The 15,569-nt window shown below is 69.6% G+C and carries 16 protein-coding genes; 8 read left to right on the top strand and 8 right to left on the bottom strand.

From position 1 onward, the window contains the following. Positions 1-66 precede the first annotated feature (66 nt). Both FXO23_RS14440 and FXO23_RS14435 read right to left on the bottom strand, forming a co-directional pair. On the bottom strand, positions 67-864 hold the full coding sequence (locus FXO23_RS14440) for an SDR family NAD(P)-dependent oxidoreductase (protein WP_158884954.1): 798 nt from the start codon (positions 862-864) through the stop codon (positions 67-69). 105 nt (positions 865-969) lie between these two features. After that, positions 970-1,374 (bottom strand): DUF6463 family protein, encoded by a 405-nt coding sequence (locus tag FXO23_RS14435; RefSeq protein WP_246257234.1) that lies wholly within the window; start codon positions 1,372-1,374, stop codon positions 970-972. 109 nt (positions 1,375-1,483) lie between these two features. Here FXO23_RS14435 and FXO23_RS14430 point away from each other — a divergent pair, with 109 nt between their 5' ends. Further along, positions 1,484-2,044 (top strand): TetR/AcrR family transcriptional regulator, encoded by a 561-nt coding sequence (locus FXO23_RS14430; RefSeq protein ID WP_158884952.1) that lies wholly within the window; start codon positions 1,484-1,486, stop codon positions 2,042-2,044. 19 nt (positions 2,045-2,063) lie between these two features. Here FXO23_RS14430 and FXO23_RS14425 read toward each other — a convergent pair whose 3' ends face one another. Both FXO23_RS14425 and FXO23_RS14420 read right to left on the bottom strand, forming a co-directional pair. After that, positions 2,064-3,578 (bottom strand): FAD-dependent oxidoreductase, encoded by a 1,515-nt coding sequence (locus FXO23_RS14425; RefSeq protein WP_158884950.1) that lies wholly within the window; start codon positions 3,576-3,578, stop codon positions 2,064-2,066. Then, positions 3,578-4,558: an AurF N-oxygenase family protein gene (locus FXO23_RS14420; protein ID WP_158884948.1), complete on the bottom strand. Its 981-nt coding sequence runs from the start codon at positions 4,556-4,558 to the stop codon at positions 3,578-3,580. The genes FXO23_RS14425 and FXO23_RS14420 overlap by 1 nt, the downstream gene beginning before the upstream one ends. Positions 4,559-4,675: 117 nt before the next feature. Between FXO23_RS14420 and FXO23_RS14415 the strand changes: the two genes are divergently transcribed. Continuing rightward, positions 4,676-5,368 carry a TetR/AcrR family transcriptional regulator gene (locus FXO23_RS14415; protein ID WP_158884946.1) on the top strand — a complete coding sequence of 231 codons (693 nt, stop codon included), beginning with the start codon at positions 4,676-4,678 and terminating at the stop codon, positions 5,366-5,368. Between the two features lie 355 nt (positions 5,369-5,723). Beyond that, positions 5,724-6,755 (top strand): S1 family peptidase, encoded by a 1,032-nt coding sequence (locus FXO23_RS14410; RefSeq protein WP_246257233.1) that lies wholly within the window; start codon positions 5,724-5,726, stop codon positions 6,753-6,755. Between the two features lie 95 nt (positions 6,756-6,850). Here the strand turns inward: FXO23_RS14410 and FXO23_RS14405 are convergent, their stop codons facing one another. Continuing rightward, positions 6,851-8,293 (bottom strand): CoA transferase, encoded by a 1,443-nt coding sequence (locus FXO23_RS14405; protein WP_246257231.1) that lies wholly within the window; start codon positions 8,291-8,293, stop codon positions 6,851-6,853. Positions 8,294-8,401: 108 nt separating this feature from the next. On the opposite strand from FXO23_RS14405, the gene FXO23_RS14400 reads away from it, so the two are divergent. Continuing rightward, a complete protein-coding gene (locus tag FXO23_RS14400) occupies positions 8,402-9,256 on the top strand; it encodes a LysR family transcriptional regulator (protein WP_158884944.1) in 855 nt (284 codons plus the stop codon). Between the two features lie 35 nt (positions 9,257-9,291). Here the strand turns inward: FXO23_RS14400 and FXO23_RS14395 are convergent, their stop codons facing one another. Then, positions 9,292-10,521, bottom strand: a complete 1,230-nt coding sequence (locus FXO23_RS14395; RefSeq protein ID WP_158884942.1) for a lipase family protein — start codon at positions 10,519-10,521, stop codon at positions 9,292-9,294. 127 nt (positions 10,522-10,648) lie between these two features. On the opposite strand from FXO23_RS14395, the gene FXO23_RS14390 reads away from it, so the two are divergent. From FXO23_RS14390 to FXO23_RS14375, 4 genes are all read left to right on the top strand, one after another. Continuing rightward, positions 10,649-11,323 (top strand): TetR/AcrR family transcriptional regulator, encoded by a 675-nt coding sequence (locus FXO23_RS14390; RefSeq protein ID WP_158884940.1) that lies wholly within the window; start codon positions 10,649-10,651, stop codon positions 11,321-11,323. Positions 11,324-11,813: 490 nt separating this feature from the next. Then, complete coding sequence (locus tag FXO23_RS14385) at positions 11,814-12,671, top strand: AfsR/SARP family transcriptional regulator (protein WP_158884938.1); 858 nt, start codon at positions 11,814-11,816, stop codon at positions 12,669-12,671. Positions 12,672-12,703: 32 nt separating this feature from the next. Beyond that, entirely contained in the window at positions 12,704-13,705 is a 1,002-nt protein-coding gene (locus FXO23_RS14380) for an NADP-dependent oxidoreductase (RefSeq protein WP_158884936.1), read from the top strand. Then, entirely contained in the window at positions 13,695-14,387 is a 693-nt protein-coding gene (locus tag FXO23_RS14375; RefSeq protein ID WP_158884934.1) for a VC0807 family protein, read from the top strand. The genes FXO23_RS14380 and FXO23_RS14375 overlap by 11 nt, the downstream gene beginning before the upstream one ends. A 40-nt stretch (positions 14,388-14,427) precedes the next feature. On the opposite strand, the gene FXO23_RS14370 is transcribed toward FXO23_RS14375, so the two are convergent. Both FXO23_RS14370 and FXO23_RS14365 read right to left on the bottom strand, forming a co-directional pair. After that, complete coding sequence (locus FXO23_RS14370) at positions 14,428-14,859, bottom strand: hypothetical protein (RefSeq protein WP_158884932.1); 432 nt, start codon at positions 14,857-14,859, stop codon at positions 14,428-14,430. A gap of 82 nt (positions 14,860-14,941) precedes the next feature. Further along, positions 14,942-15,547 (bottom strand): TetR/AcrR family transcriptional regulator, encoded by a 606-nt coding sequence (locus FXO23_RS14365; protein WP_158884930.1) that lies wholly within the window; start codon positions 15,545-15,547, stop codon positions 14,942-14,944. Between the last annotated feature and the right edge of the window lie 22 nt (positions 15,548-15,569).

The following is a 15,569-nucleotide window of genomic DNA, read 5'->3' as shown; positions in this document are numbered from 1 at the left end:
GCCGCGACTCTAGGACACGCTGAACCTCGGGTCCGATCGACTCGGTCGGATGCCGTCCACTTCGGTTCAGGACGCGGTGTAGCCGCCGTCGATGGTGAGGATGGTGCCGCTGGCCCACGATGCGTCACCGGAAGCCAGGAACACCACGGCCTTGGCTACGTCCTCGGCGTGGCCGAGGTCCGGCCACGGGGTTGTGCCGCGCAGCGCCAGGTTCAGTTCCGGGGTCTCCAGGAGTGGGCGGAGCATCGCGGTGTGCAGGAATCCGGGGCACACGGCGTTGACATTGATGCGCTCGGCGGAGAAGTCGACCGCGAGTTGCCGGGTCAGGTTCACCACGGCGCCCTTGGCGGCGCAGTAGGCGGGCGCCAGTGGCAGCCCGACCAGGCCGCCGATCGAAGCGATGTTGACGATCCGGCCGCGGGTGCCGTCGACGACGTCCTGCCGGCGCATCTGCGCGAGGGCGGACTTGCAGCCGAGCCACACGCTCTTGCCGTTGATCAGAATGGTGCGGTCGAACTCTTCTTCGGTCTCGTCGACGATGTTGTGCGGGGCGTTCAAGATGCCCGCGTTGTTCACCATGACGTCGAGCCGCCCGAACGCCTGGACCGCGCGATCTACGACGGCCTGGACGTCGGCGGCCTTGCTCGCGTCGGCGTCGAGGTACTCGGCCGTCCCGCCGTTGGCCCGGATCACGTCGTCGGTGTCCTGGCCGGTGTTCGTCTCGTAGCCGCCTTCGCGGGCGGACTTGCGGATGTCGGAACAGACGACGTGGGCGCCCTCCGCGGCCAGCGCCAGTGCGATGGCACGCCCGTTGCCGGAGCTTGAGCCGGTGACGGCGGCGGTCTGTCCTTTCAGGCGAGCCATGGTGGTTCCTTTCCCCGTGCCCTGTCGACGTGGCAGCTCATAACACCGCCCGAAACTAGGCGACGAGCCCAGCCGAAGGACATGCGCCGGATTGCCGACGATCGATCAGATCTTGGTGTGCGGCTGGGGGCGCGGGTTGCCGCGGCGGGCGCCGACCAGCAGCAGGACGGTCGCGAGCAGCATGATCGGCCAGGGCGTGGGTTCGAGGATCACGGCGCCGACCACGGTCCAGATTCCCAGCGTCCAGGCGATGAACGGCGGCGGCGTGATGCCGCGGCGGTTCATCCACAACACGGTCAGGCCGACCAGGACGAGCGGCACGCCGAAGCTGTCGACACTCAGCCACAACGCGCTGTTCGCCGGGCTCATCGCGGCGAGGTCCGCGCCCCACAGCTCCCCGCTGAACCACGCCCCGGCGTGACTCGCGGCCTTCTCCAACGTCAGGGCCAGGAGCGTGTGCGCGGCTCCGAACAGCGTGATGAGCCAACCAGCCCACTTGATCATGTGCATGACCCCCTTTTATACGGTGGCGTACAAAACGGAGGCTAGCACTTGCTATACGGTGGCGTATAGGACTTGGGAGTGAGACGCGTCGCTCTCGGGAGGGAGAGGAGGCACGGTGGGAGCACCTCGCACACCACGCGAGAAGTGGATCGAGGAAGGGCTGCGGGCGCTCGCCGACGGCGGTGTGGACGCCGTGCGCGTCGAGGCCTTGGCGAAGAAACTCGGCGTGACCAAAGGCGGGTTCTACGGCTACTTCGCCGACCGCGACGCATTGCTGCGCGAGATGCTGGACACCTGGGAACGCGAGAGCATCGACGAAGTGCTCGATCAGGTCGAGCGCGAAGGTGGCGACGCCCGGACCAGGATCCGGCGAGCCGGCCAGCTCACCCACTCCGACCGCCTGCTCCCCATCGACCTGGCGATCCGCGACTGGGCACGCCGCGACAAGGCCGTCGCCGAACGCCTGCGCCGCGTGGACAACCAGCGCATGAAGTTGTTGCGCGAGATGATCGGCACCTTCTGCCCCGACCCGGACGAGGTCGAGGCGCGCAGCCTGCTCGCCTTCTGCCTGGCGGTCGGCAAGAACTTTCTGGCCGCCGACCACGGCGGCCGGACCCGCAGCGAGGTCGTTGCGCGCGCCGGTGACCTCCTGCTCGCCCAGCCACCCGGCCACTAACGCGAGGCTGGGCCAGAAGTCAGCGGGATTTCAAGCCGGGCAGGAGGTTCGGCAGTTCGCCGGGGGCCGCGGCGGCCGGAGTGGCGAGCCGGCCGGCGTTGAGATCGTCGACGAGGGCCGTCACGGTTTCGCGCGCGCAGGATTTGTTGGTGCCGATGAACCCGGTCGGTCCGCGCTTGATCCAGCCGGCGACGTACGTCCCGGGGACGGGGTGGCCGGTGTCCGGGTCGATGACGCGGCCACCGCGGTGGGGCACGGTGCCGGTCGCCTGGTCGAACGGGAGGCCGGGCAGGGCGCGTCCGCGGTAGCCGATCGAGGTCAGGACCAGGCCGGCGTCCAGGACTTCGAGCGCGCCGGTGGGTTTGACCCGGACGTCGCCGTCGGCCGTGGCGATCAGTTCGTTGCGTTCGAATTCGACGGCCTCGACGTGGTCGCGTCCGGTGATCCGCGCCGGGGACAGCAGGTACCGCAGGTGGATCCGGCGCGACGGGCAGGCGCGCGGGCGGAGGCCGCGCAGCACCTCGAGCTTGGCGTCGGCCGCGGTGTCGAGGTCCAGTTCGTCCGGCTGGACGAACAGCTCGACGCCGGGCGTGTCGCGTAGCCCCAGGAGTTCGGGAAGGGTGAACGCCGACTGCGCCGGGCCCCGGCGGCCGGCGACGACGACCTCCTCGATCCGGCTGCCGCGCAAGGCATCCAGCGCGGCGGGGGCGATGTCGGTGCCGGCGAGCGTGTCCGGGTCGACGGTGAGGATCCGCGCGACGTCGAGGGCGACGTTGCCGTTGCCGATCACGACGGCGCGCTGATGGGACAGGACGAAGGTGCGGTCGGCGAAATCGGGGTGGCCGTTGTACCAGGCTACGAACTCGGTGGCGGACGCCGTACCGGGCAGGCCGGCCCCCGGGATGTCGAGCCGCCGGTCGGTGGCGGCGCCCACCGCGTAGACGACCGCGTCGTGGTGGTCGAGAAGCTGCTCGTGGGTGACGTGGCTGCCGATCTCGACGCCGAGGAACAGCGCGAGCCCGTCCTGTTCGGTGATCGTGTCGAACTGGTCGCTGATCTGCCGGGTGCGGCGGTGATCGGGCGCCACGCCGTACCGCGCCAGCCCGTGTGGCTCGGGCAGCCGTTCGAACATGGAGACGGTCGCGCCGGGGATGGTGAGGATCTCGTCGGCGGTGTACATCGCCGCCGGGCCGGACCCGACCACGGCGACCCGCGGCGGCCGGGCACGTTCGCGCACCCGCAGCGGCGGCACCACCGGGGCGAGCAGCGGCCGGTCCCGCTCGCCGCGGTAGAAGTCGGCGTTGACCGCCCGGAAGTCCTGTTCGCTCTCGCCGAGCCTGGTGTGCGGTTTGATCGCGCCCACCGGGCAGGCCGACACGCACGCGCCGCAGTCCACGCATGCGGCCGGGTCGATGTAGAGCATTTCCGCGGAGAGGAAGTCCGGCTCGTCGGGCGTGGGATGGATGCAGTTGACCGGGCAGGTGTAGACGCAGGACGCGTCGCTGCAGCAGGACTGGGTGACGACGTGCGGCATCAGGCCACCCGTCGGGCTTCCCGGTCCGGTTCCCCGCGGAAACGGGCCGGGGCGCCGCCGATGTGCAGGGCGTTCCACAGCCGCCGGGTGATCGCGTTCATCAGCCCGAGGTCGGTGGCCAGCTTGCGCATGTCGCCGAAGTAGCCACTGAGGATCCGGCGGGAATGCTCACCGCGCCAGAAGGCCTCCCGCATGACGTCGTCCGGGATCCCGAACTTCCGGGCGAACGACCGCGGCGGTGTCATGATCTCGCCGGCCAGCCAGCGCATCGCCAGCGGGAACGCGAGCCCGCAGATCGCCTTGCTCACCGGTCCCATCCGCTCGATGTGCACCCGCAGGAAGTCCCCGGCGAAGGAGATGTGGCGTGCCTCCTCGGCGATGTGGATCTGCATCGTGCGCAGCATCGCGGGCGGGATGTTCGCGCCCTCGCGGATGAGCGCCTTCTGGTAGTGGTCGATGGGCTCCTCGCCGCCCAGGATGCCGATGAACAGGATCACGTGCGCGTAGCCACCGGCCACCCCGATCAGCGGGGACATCCTGCGGAAGAGCGGCCGCATTCCGGGAACGTCGACGCCGATGCGGTTGACCAGTTCCTGGAACATCTGGATGTGGTTGCACTCCTCGGTCATCTCGTGGAGGCAGTAGCGGAACTCCGGCGATCCGTTGGGCAGCTTGAAGATGTACTGCATCATGCCGCGGATCAGGATGCTCTCGAACGCCGCGCCGACCTTGATCGCGTTGGCCTGGCGCCACTTCCCGATCTCGATCCGCCGCTCCAGCGGCTGGTCCCGGTACCACTGGGTCGCTCCCAGCGGGTCGATCTCCGGAGAGAGCACCCACCGCGGATCGTCCGGGTCGATCGCCAACTCGGGCGCGTCCCAGTCGATGTCCAGGAACGGGTCGAACCGCCGATGCACCGAACCCTCGGACAGGGTCCGCAGCAGCTCGCGATAGTCCTCGTCGAACGTCACGCGCGTCATCGGAGCCTCCTCGACATCGACGCCCGGGCACGGATCAGTATTACCGGTACAGGATGTCTCATCTAGATGCCTGTGACAAGGTGTCACGGGAAAAAACCGGGAACGTATGCTGCGAGGATGCTCGATGCCACGAACGCGGCCGCGGACGTCGATGGCAGGTCGACCCGCTGGGACGCCCACAAGGTGCGGCGCCGGCTCGACATACTCGACGCCGCGATCGCCGCGATCGAGCACGACGGCCCGGATGTCGGGGTCAAGGCGATCGCCGAACGGGTCGCGCTCCCCCGCCCCGCCGTGTACCGGCACTTCAAAGACCGCGCCGACCTCGACGAACAGATCCGCCAGCGCATCCTCGATTCGCTCATGGCCGAACTGGCGCCCACGCTGCAACCGGACGGCACGGTCATCGCCGCGATCGAACTGGCCGTCGGGACCTATCTCCACTGGATCGAACGGCACCCCCACCTGCACGCGTTCCTCGTCGCCCCGGCGCATACCACCGCGGGCGCGTCCCGGGTGGTCGCGGGCACCAAAACGGAGATCGCGGCGCGCGCGGGCGAGATCTTCGCGACCGCGCTCGCGGCCAACGGCAAGGACACCCGGCTGGCCAAGCCGACCGCCACCGGGCTGGTCGGCTTCGTCGACGCCACCGTCAACCGCTGGCTGGCCGACGAGCACCGCACCCTCACCACCGCCCAACTCGCCGAGTTCCTCACCCGGTCCATCTGGTCGGTCCTCGACGGAAACCTCCGCGCGCTCGGCGTCGAGATCGCCCCGGAGAGCCCGGTGGGCGAAGTGCTGGGCGACTAGTCACCGACGTTCCGCACCGCGGTTGCGGCGGGAGGGCGGGAAACCGATCACCAACTCCACTCGGAATGACGCGCGGTTCCGCGGAGAATCACGGCCGGCTGATTCCATAACAGCCTCGAATGGCCAAGATTAATAGCCATACCGTGTTCGGAATACCATTTGCGTCGCTACTTTCGTCGGTAGTAGCATCGCAAATCTTGAGCTAGCACACCATTGCTGGTTATTCTCTCACCGGATCGACTCGAAGCTCGGGAGGTCCGTCCCGACAGCGGTTTGACCGGTCATTCCGCCTTCGCAGCCCGTATTTCGCACGCCGTCCCACGCGCCGTGCGCCCTGCGTAAAAGGAGACTACGAGTGACCATCAAGAGATCCTTGCTGCTTGCCGCGGTCGGCGTGCTGACCGCTGCCGTCGCGGTGCCGCTGAGCGTCCCGGCCGCGTCGGCCACCGCGCAGCCCGCCGACGTCCAACTCGCCGCGGCCACCACCGAACAAGCCCTGCGTTCCACGCTCGGCGAGGACTTCGGCGGGGCCTGGCTCGACCCGGCCGGGGGCAAACTCATCGTCAACATCACCGATGCCGCCAAGGCCGCCGACGTGGCCAGGGCGGGCGCGGAGCCCCGGGTGGTGCGGCACAGCGCCGCGGAACTGGACGGAATGGTGGACAAGCTCAACGCGGTCGCGTCCACCGCGCCGAAGTCGGTCACCACGTGGGGCGTCGACGTGCGGGACAACTCGGTCACCATGACGGTGCTGCCCGGTAACGCGGACAAGGCGAGGGCGCTCGCGGACGCGGCGGGCGTCGGCGAGGTGCGGATCGAGGAATCGGCCGAGGTGCCGCAGCTCTACGCCGACATCCAGGGCGGAGAGGCCTACAACATCGGCGGACAGTCGCGCTGTTCGGTCGGTTTCTCGGTGCAGGGCGGCTTCGTGACCGCCGGCCACTGCCAGGCATTGACCGGGGGCGGTGCGCTGACCAAGAACGGCCAGCCGCTCGGCTCCTGGGGCGGCTCGCGGTTCCCCGGCAGCGACTACGCCTGGGTGCGCACCACCAGTTCGTGGACCCCGGTCGGCTCGGTGACCGGCGTGGGCCCGGTGTCCGGCTCGCAGGAGGCCGCGACCGGCGCCAGCATCACCAAGTCCGGTTCGACCACCGGGGTGACCCGGGGAACCATCGGCCGCAAGAACCAGACCGTGAACTACCCGCAGGGCTCGGTCAGCGGTCTCACCGCCACCAACGCGCGCTGCCAGCCGGGTGACTCCGGTGGCTCGTTCATCTCCAGCGGGCAGGCGCAGGGTGTCGTCTCCGGCGGCAGCACCAGCACCTGCTACTTCCAGCCCGTCGGCCCCATCCTGCGGGCCTACGGCCTCACCCTGGTGACCGGCTGAGCGCACCCGGCAATGCTGGCGTCCCGCACGCGCGGGACGCCAGCGTCCGCGGGCACGTCTTGTCCAAAAAGGACCCCTGTGCCCGGCCTCCGCCGTCAGCGGGGGATCCATTCCGGACGGGAGCTGCCCAGGCGAGGGGTGGTTCGCGACCATCGGGGTGGTGTTTCGGACATGCGGAGGACGGGGCCGAGGCTTTTGAGGTCTCCGTAGCAGGTGTTGTCGTCGGTGACCGCGTAGCGTTCGAACTCGTCGGGCCGGAGACGGCCGGGGGCGCCGTCGAAGTCGCGGATCAGTCCTTGGCGCTGCAGGAGCATCGCGGACTGGCTGAGCGAGACCTGCACGCGGTAGGTTCCGCCTTCGCGGCCGCGCCGGGCGAGCGCGAGCATCGCGCCGAAGCTCGCCAGGAAGCCGGTGAGGAAGTCGCAGAGGTAGACCGGGGTGAGCTTCGGCCGGTCAGCGTTCATGGCTTTCCCCTGGACGTCGCAGATCCCGGTGACCGCTTGGGCGACTTGGTCCCAACCGGCGCGGGTGCCGAACGGGCCGCCCGCCCCGAAGCAGTTGACGCTCACGTACACCAGCCCGGGGCGGAGCTTCGCGAGTTCGCCGGCTCCGAACCCGTGTGCTTCCAGGCGGTGCGGGCGGTATCCCTCGATGAACACGTCGGCGGCGCGGGCCAGATCGCGCAGTCGCGCCGCCTCGTCCGGCTTGGTGAAGTCGAGGTAGGTGCTGCGCTTGCCGTGGCTGGTGTCGCGCACGAACGGGGACACCTGGGGCAGGTGCGGGGCGGTGACCATGAGCACGTCGGCTCCGTGCTCGGCCATGCTCAGGCCGGCGGTGGGACCGGCGAGGATGCGGGTGAGGTCGAGAACCCGGACACCGGACAGCGGCTCGGCGCCGCCGGGCAGCGGCTCGGGTTCGCTGTCGCCGATCTTGGTGATTTCGACGACGGGACGCGCGGCGAGATGAGCACCGTGCGGATGTGCCAGCCATTGTTCCGCGGTGCGGACGATTCCACCGCATGCGCCGGCGGCGGCGATGGCGTCCTCGAGATCTTCCGCTTTCCACTTGCCGACCGCGGCTTCCACCGACGCGGGAGTGGCCGCGCAGTCCAGGACGTCCAGCACGCGACGTTCGAGGTGCGGCAGATTGAAGTGCGGCACGAACCAACGGTCGTCCGCGGTCTGCCAGGGCTGGGTGAGCGACACCATGTGCTCGACGGCGGGTGACAGCGGGGCGGGCCGGTACTCGCCCGCCGCGTCGCGGACGAGGGTCATGTCCTCGCCGCCGAGGGCCGTGGCGGCAGCGGCCCGCACGTCGACGGCGATGCGCTGGCGACGGCCCGTGCGCAGTTCCCACAGGTCGTTCGCCGCGACCGCGCGCGCCGCCAGAGCGTCGGCGAGGGTCGCGCCGATCCGGAAAGGCGATACGAACAGCGGATCCGCTCCGCTGATCGTCACCTCGTCCCCGGCGAGCTGACCTCCGCCTCGGATCGCCATGAGTTCGTCGAACGCACGAGGATTCCTGGGTGTCGTACTCATCGTGTTCCTTACCTGTCCTTGCCCTTGATTTCGACGGTAGGCAGCCAGGTGCGCGGAGAGAAATGCCTGTTGAGAGCGATCTATGCGTCTCCGGCATGGATGGGTAGGGTGGATGTCGTGGAGGTGGAGCTGCGGCACCTGCGGGCGTTCGTCGCGGTCGCGACGCGGCGCTCGTTCACGGCGGCCAGCGGCGAGCTCCTGATCACCCAACCCGCCTTGACCCGCACCATCCAGCAGCTGGAAGCGGCGGTGCAGGCCCGGTTGCTGGAGCGCACGTCCCGCAGCGTCGAGCTCACCGACACCGGCCGGGAACTGCTCGAGCGGCTGCGCGTCGTGCTGCACGACCTCGACGCGGCCTTGATCGCCGCCAGCGGGCAGGCGGGCCTGCGGATCGGCTTCCAGTGGGCGCTGCCCGATCCGTGGATCAGCGACCTGCTGTCCGCGTTCGAGACCGCCACGGGCGCGACGGCGACGCTGCTGCGCCGGGACGACATCGTGGCGGCCCTGCATTCCGGAGACGTCGATGTCGCCTTGGTGCGCGCCCCGGTGCACGCTTCGGGCATCGCGCAGGCGATGCTGTTCGAAGAAGAGCGGGTCGCGGCGGTCCCGGCCGAATCGCCACTGGCCGCCCGCGCGGAGCTGGAGTGGTCCGAGCTGACCGCCCACCCGCTGGTCGTCAACACGGTGAGCGGGGCGACGAGCGCCGACCTGTGGCCGCCGGAACAGCGGCCCGAGCGCGTGATCGAATGCGGCAGCTACGACGAGTGGCTCGCCATCATCGCCGCCGGTCGCGGCATCGGCTCCACGACCACCTCGGCCGCCGAGGCGCACATCCACGCGCGGGTCACCCACGTGCCGCTGAACGGCGCCCCACCGGTAGCCCTGCGACTCCTGTGGCCCACCCGCCGCAGGAGCGACACCCTGCTGCGGCGTTTCAGCGAACTCGCCTCCTCCCTCCGGTAGGACTTCGGGGCCCCGCCCGCGACACGGGTCGCAGGTCAGGTCCGGGCGCAGCCGGGGGCGCGGTGGAGCGGTTCACCGGCGAATCGCTTGGCGAGCCAGTCGACGAACAGCGGTGCGGCGGTGAGGGCGCCGACACCGTGTTCGAGGGGCAGGGTTCGGAAGCGGACGTCCGCGCCCCGCGCGCACCAGCGGTGGTAGAGGTCGACGGTCTGCGAGTAGGGAATGACCTCGTCGTGGCGGGCATGGGCGAGCAGCACGGGGGCCGCGGGGGCGGTGTCGCCGGTGCGGTTCTCGGCCATGCGCTGCTGCCACCGCGGCATCGTGAGCACGTCCTGGTTCAGGACCTTGGAACGCCGCAGCCACTGGGGCGCACCGATGAGGCCCGCCTGGTAGATGCAGCTGTCGCGCAGCTGATTCGCCAGTGCGCGGCCCTTGGCGTTGAGATGGCGGTCGAGCTGCAGTTCGGGATAGGCGGCGTTGAGCCCGATGGCCGCGTAGAGCTGAAGAAACCCCAGCGGGCCGCCGTCGACGCTGTTGGCGGTGTGCAGGAGGTCGGTGGTGCCGTCTCCCGCCGCCCCGCCGACGAGTTCCAGTTCCGGGGCGTAGGAAGGCTGGAGTTGCAGCGCCCACTCCGCGCCGGTTCCGCCCTCGGAGTAGCCGGTGATGGCGAGCGGGCCGTCCGGGGAGAGCCCGGCCTCGCGGAGGTTGCGCGCCGCGCGGAGGGAGTCCAGCACGGCGGGGCCGAGCGCGCGGCCGACGACGTAGGTGTGGTCACCGGGCGTTCCCAGACCGGGGTAGTCGGTGATCGCGACCGCCCACCCCCGGGCGAGCTCGAGGGCGAAGAAACCGGCCTCGTAGTCCAAACCGGAATCGAGCAAACGGGACGTGGCGCAGCGGTCGGCGATGCCCTGGGTGCCCACCGCGTGCCCGATGAGCGGACGCTCGCCGGGCCCCTTCCAGGGCGCCGTCGGCACGAGAACCACGCCGGATACGGCGGTGGGCGCACCGGTGGCCGTCGTCGATCGGTACCGGACTCGCCAGGCCCGGGCGGGCAGCGCGACACCGGGCAGCAGGTGTGCGGCCATCGGCTCGGCGCGGATGACGTCGCCCGGCCTGCCGGGCGGAATTGGGTCGGGCGGTGTGGTGAAACCGGCGGCCCCGGGCGGCGCCGGGTGTCCCGTGTCCGCGGCCTGCGCCACTGGCGCGGCGGTCAGCGTCGCGGCGGCCATCGCGACCGCGACCAGCAGAGAGCGGGTTCCGCGCACGTCGACATCTCCTCGCTCCGCCGGTTCCGACGGCGGTCGCCGGGTGAGGGAAGATATATAAACAAAGATGTCTATAAAGGGCAAGGGGTGGCCGCGCCGCCGGAGACCCCCGGATAACATCGGTGCGATGGAGGATTCCGCCGTCCCCGCGCCCGCCCCCAAACGGTTGCCCCCGGGGCGGCACGGCTTGGTCCGGGAGCAAGTCGTCGCCTCCCAGCGCGAGCGGCTGCTGGCGGCGATGGCGGAGGTCACCGCCGAGAAGGGGTACGGGGCCACCACCGTCGCCGACGTGCTCAACCGCGCGGGGGTGTCGCGCCTGACCTTCTACCAGCACTTCTTCAACAAGCAGGACTGCTTCACCGCCGCCTACGACGCCGCCGTCACGGCGCTGACCGACGTGCTGACCCAGGCCTTGGACGGCGGCGGAGGGCCGTGGGACGCCGTCGAACGGTCCATCGGCGCCTACCTGGACACGCTCGCCGCCGAACCGGTCCTGGCCAGGCTCTTCCTGGTCGAGGCCTACGCCGTCGGACCCGAGTTCCTGCTCCGCCGGACCGCCTTCCACACTTCCGTCATCGAGACCCTCGCCCAACTGACCGGGGCCGCCACGCCCCAGCAACGGTTGACCTGCGAAGCGCTCGTCGGCGCCGTCGTTTCCATGGCGACCACCCGAATAGCTCAAGGCGACCTCGCCGCCTTGAGCACGCTACGCACCCCGTTGAGCGAATTGGTACGCGCACTGGCACGAACCTTCGACGAGGGCCACCCGGAACCCGACGCGCATATCGATCAGTCCGGATAGGACGGTGAGCCCGGGGTGACCCCGCCGCAGCGCATGTACCCGCCACCGAACCAGCGGTCGAATAGGTACGTGTGCCAAACTCTACAAGCGCTGAATTGGGCTCCGGTAAACGTCCGCCGACAGGCGGAACGCGCACTCGTTGGCGCACGCCGCGGGACGGCCCGCCGAGATCCGTCCGCACCCGAATCGAAAAGATCAAACCAACCTGCCGAGATTTAGAAGATTTTCCGTTTTGGGTGACAAGTACGGATCGCTATGTCAGACTGATAGTGGTCGGTGTCGTGCACTGAGCGACGTGGACGGTCAGACGCCAAGCGCAACACTGGGGGCAAGGCCAGCAGGTGAACGGGCACGCGACACGCGTCCAGCCCGGACGCCGCACCCCGTCGCGCGGGTGCGGACACCGAGCAGACCGGGGGACCTATGACTCCAGCGCGGCGTCGAGGCGCCTCCGTACCTCAGACGTGCCGACAAGACATCGAGGCCACCTATGGAGTCTTCTATTCACAGATTCGTCCCGCAGTTACGCTTCGAATTACTGGGGCCGCTTTCCGTAAAATACTCCGACGTCGACATCACGCCCAGCGCCCCCAAACTGCGGACTCTGCTCTGCCTTCTGCTGATCAACAGTAACCGAGTGGTCACCGTATCCACATTGCTCGACGGGCTCTGGGAAGGGGAGGCCCCATCAAGCGCACGCAACACACTGCAGACCTACGTTTTCCAGCTCCGCAAGCTTTTCGAGCGCGCACTCGGGGTCAGTTCGGCCTATATTTCCGACAAGCTCCTCATCACGTATTCCGGCGGCTATCTGTTGCGCGTGCGGCCGGATCAGTTCGATGTCTTCGAGTTCGAACGACTGGTCGCCATGGGCAGTTCGGCGCTGGCCGAGGGCCAGCACGGCCGGGCGGCCATGCACCTGACCCGCGCACTCGACCTGTGGCGCGGCCCGATGACCTTCGAAGGAGCGCAGAGCGACCACGTGCGGGCCAGTCTCAACCGCCTGGAGGAGCGCAGGTTCTTCGCGCTCATCCAGCGGATCGAAGCGGACCTGTGCCGCGGGCTGCACCAGGAACTGGTGAGCGAGCTTTCCTCGCTGGTCATCGAATACCCCCTGGAGGAATCGGTGCACGCGATGTCCATGGTCGCCCTCCACCGCTCCGGCCGCACCCCCGGCGCGCTGGGCGTTTTCCGGCAACTGGACAGCCGCATGAAAGAGGAACTCGGCATCGAGCCGTCGTCGCGGCTGCAGGCGCTGCATCGCGCCCTGTTGTCGGCGGATCCGCAACTCAGCGAGCCGCGGCACCGGCTGGGCACGCTGCTCGACTCGCTCGCGATCACCTGGTAGCCGCGACGGCTCCCGGAAAGGAGAAGACGGTAATGAGCAATTGGCTCACCGGACGCGAGATACGGCTCGTCCGGCGGCCGGGTCCGGTGGTCCAGCCGGACGACTTCGCCGTCACCGAGGGCCGGGTGCCCAGTCCCGGTCCCGGCGAAGTCGTGGTGCGCAACAAATACCTGTCGCTGGAAGCCGGCATGCGGGCGCAGATGTCGGACCTCGGGGTGAAAGTCCCCCGGTACGAACTCGGCGAGCCGATGACCGGGCGGGCGGTGGGCGAGGTCGTGACGTCCGGGTCCGACGAGCTGCACCCCGGTGACGTGGTGGTGCACCAGTTCGGCTGGCGGGAGTACGCGGTCGCCGCGGCCGCCCGGTTCACCAAGATCGATCCGAGCGCCCGGCCCCGCCTGACGGATTTCCTGAGCACCGGCCTGATCGCCTACTTCGGTTTGCTCGACGCGGCCCGGATGCGCCCGGGCGACGTGGTTTTCGTGTCGAGCGCGGCCGGCGCGGTCGGCAGCCTGGCAGGCCAGATCGCGCGGCTGAAGGGTGCGGCCAGGGTGATCGGCAGCGCGGGCTCGGCGCGGAAGGTCGAGTTCCTGACCCGGACGCTCGGTTTCGACGCCGGTTTCGACTACCACGACGGGCCGGTCGTGGACCGGCTCCGCGAACTCGCACCGGACGGCGTCGACGTTTATTTCGACAACACCGGCGGGCCGCAGCTCGAGGCCGCGCTCGAAGTGCTGCGGCCGTTCGGCCGGATCGCCCTGTGCGGGGCGCTGGTGCAGTTCACCGGCGGGTCCGGCGCCGGCCCGCGCAACCTGATGGCCGCGGTGGAGAAGAGCTTGACCCTGCGCGGTTTCACCGGCCACGAGTACGCCGCCCGGCAGGCCGAGTATCTCGCGGACTACGAGCAATGGCTGCGCGCGGGGAAGCTGATCAACGCGGAGACCGTGGTCGAGGGGCTGCCCGCCGCGATCGACGCGTTCATCGGAATGCTGGCCGGGAAACACGTGGGGAAGCTGGTCGTCGATGTCGGCTGAACAGGAACCGGACGACCGCGGCGGAGCCGCGACGGAGGTCGGGGAAATCCGCCAGCCGGCCACGACCTCGGCCAAAAGGGTGTTCAAGGTCGTCCTGACCGATGTGGGCATCCCCTATCTGGTCTACCTGCTGCTGAGCAGGATCGGGCTGTCGGACGTGTTCGCCCTCGCGGCGGCCGGTGGGGTCTCGGTTCTGCAGGTCGGCTTCACCTATTTGCGCCGCCGCGCCATCAGCGCGCTGTCGGTGCTGATCATCACCCGGTTCAGCCTCGGCGTCGTGGCCGGGCTGATCACCGGCGACGCCCGGATGGTGCTGGTCAAGGATTCCATCATCACCGGATCGGTCGGCGTGGTCGCGGCGGTTTCCCTGCTGCTGGCCCGGCCGATGACCTACTACATCCGGCGGGATTTCGCCGGCGACCCCGGAAGCTGGGACGAAAGCTGGGCTCGCTCGGCCCGGTTCCGCCAGGTCAACCGCGTCACCACGATCGTGTGGGCGGTGGGCCTGATCGCCGAAGCGACGATCAGGATCGGCCTGGCTTTCCGGCTCCCCCTGGACATCGCGGCGATCGCCTCGCCCACGCTCGGCGCGCTGTCCATCCTGGCGCTCGTCACGTGGACCCAGTGGTACGGCCGGCGGACCCAGGAATCCGTGCGCCGGGATCTGGCGAGCCGATCGTGACGGCCGTCCGGCCGGGCTGTTCCGCCCGGCCGGACGGCGGTCAGCGGTGCCGTACCGCGGTGGTGGTGATGGGAATCCGGGCGATCTCCTGCCCGGTCGAGCTGACGAACCGCGTGGTGCCGGCGGCCTGGAACTCGTCGCAGCGCAACGTGCCCTCCTCGTGGATGAACACGGTGCCGCTCACCCCGTTCCAGGTGTCCGGATGCTCGGCGTCGAAGGCGAAACTCCGGCCGCCGCTCCACCTTCCGTGCCCCGGCACCCCTTCGGCCGTGCGCAAGGTCAGCGTGCGGTCCCGGTGGAAGACGAAGTCGGAGGTCAGCGGCTCGCCGGTGCCCGCGTCCGTGGTGGCCGCCCAGGTTCCGCCGGCCAGCGTGTGGCAGCCGGGCAGTGCGGCGGCAGCGGGCTGCACCGGCACGCACAGGGCGGCCGCGGTGAGCGCTCCCACGGCGGCCAGGGATCGGGTGGACGACATGTCTGCTCCTCGGATCGGCCTCTTCGGTCGCACCGAGCATGTCGTCGGCCGCGTGAGCTTCGGGCCAGCCGTGCTGGGGCGGTTACCGCGGCAGTCCCAGCGCGGGAAAGATCACCTTGTCGATCATCTCCGCCACCCCGGCCCGGTCCGGTGGCCGTCCGGTCAGCAGGAGTTGCTGGATGATCAGCGCCGGACCGGTCCGGGCGATGATCCACGTGCCCTCCGCCGTTTCGATCTCGCCGCGTTCGGCGGCCCGCACGAACGCGTCGTAGATCAGCTTGATGCGCGGTTGGATCAAGGTGTCGTCGACGGCGTGCACGATCTGCGGCTGGCGATCCCCCTCCGCGATGACCGAACGCATCACCTGCCCCACCGGGGTCTCCATGACCCGGGACATCCGGCCGAGCAGGAAGGTGAGGTCGCCACGCAGTTCGCCGGTGTCCTTGGCCCGCACGGTGGTGCTGGGGAGGGTGTGGATGAGCGTGTCGAGCACCAGGTCCTGTTTGGACTTCCAGCGCCGGTAGAGCGCCGACTTGCCGGTGCCGGCGGCTTCGGCCACGCCCTCCATGCTCAGCGTGCCGTAGCCGCGCTCGGCCAGTTCACTCAGGACCGCGGCGAAGATCGCCTCCTCCAGCACCTGCCCGCGACGGCGCGTGCGGACCGCGCGATCACTCTCGAGCTCAGTCACCAGCAGCCTCTCATCGTCGGGG

The organism is Amycolatopsis anabasis, from assembly GCF_009765355.1.
GTDB classification, from domain to species: Bacteria; Actinomycetota; Actinomycetes; order Mycobacteriales; family Pseudonocardiaceae; genus Amycolatopsis; species Amycolatopsis anabasis.
This window is presented reverse-complemented; position numbering and strand designations above follow the sequence as displayed.

Coding starts and splice junctions, on each gene's coding strand:
- FXO23_RS14435 (WP_246257234.1), bottom strand. CDS start 1,374: ATGCACATGATCAAGTGGGCTGGTTGGCTCATCACGCTGTTCGGAGCC.
- FXO23_RS14405 (WP_246257231.1), bottom strand. CDS start 8,293: ATGAGTACGACACCCAGGAATCCTCGTGCGTTCGACGAACTCATGGCG.
- FXO23_RS14380 (WP_158884936.1), top strand. CDS start 12,704: ATGAGCAATTGGCTCACCGGACGCGAGATACGGCTCGTCCGGCGGCCG.
- FXO23_RS14370 (WP_158884932.1), bottom strand. CDS start 14,859: ATGTCGTCCACCCGATCCCTGGCCGCCGTGGGAGCGCTCACCGCGGCC.
- FXO23_RS14390 (WP_158884940.1), top strand. CDS start 10,649: ATGGAGGATTCCGCCGTCCCCGCGCCCGCCCCCAAACGGTTGCCCCCG.
- FXO23_RS14375 (WP_158884934.1), top strand. CDS start 13,695: ATGTCGGCTGAACAGGAACCGGACGACCGCGGCGGAGCCGCGACGGAG.
- FXO23_RS14440 (WP_158884954.1), bottom strand. CDS start 864: ATGGCTCGCCTGAAAGGACAGACCGCCGCCGTCACCGGCTCAAGCTCC.
- FXO23_RS14385 (WP_158884938.1), top strand. CDS start 11,814: ATGGAGTCTTCTATTCACAGATTCGTCCCGCAGTTACGCTTCGAATTA.
- FXO23_RS14425 (WP_158884950.1), bottom strand. CDS start 3,578: ATGCCGCACGTCGTCACCCAGTCCTGCTGCAGCGACGCGTCCTGCGTC.
- FXO23_RS14415 (WP_158884946.1), top strand. CDS start 4,676: ATGCTCGATGCCACGAACGCGGCCGCGGACGTCGATGGCAGGTCGACC.
- FXO23_RS14420 (WP_158884948.1), bottom strand. CDS start 4,558: ATGACGCGCGTGACGTTCGACGAGGACTATCGCGAGCTGCTGCGGACC.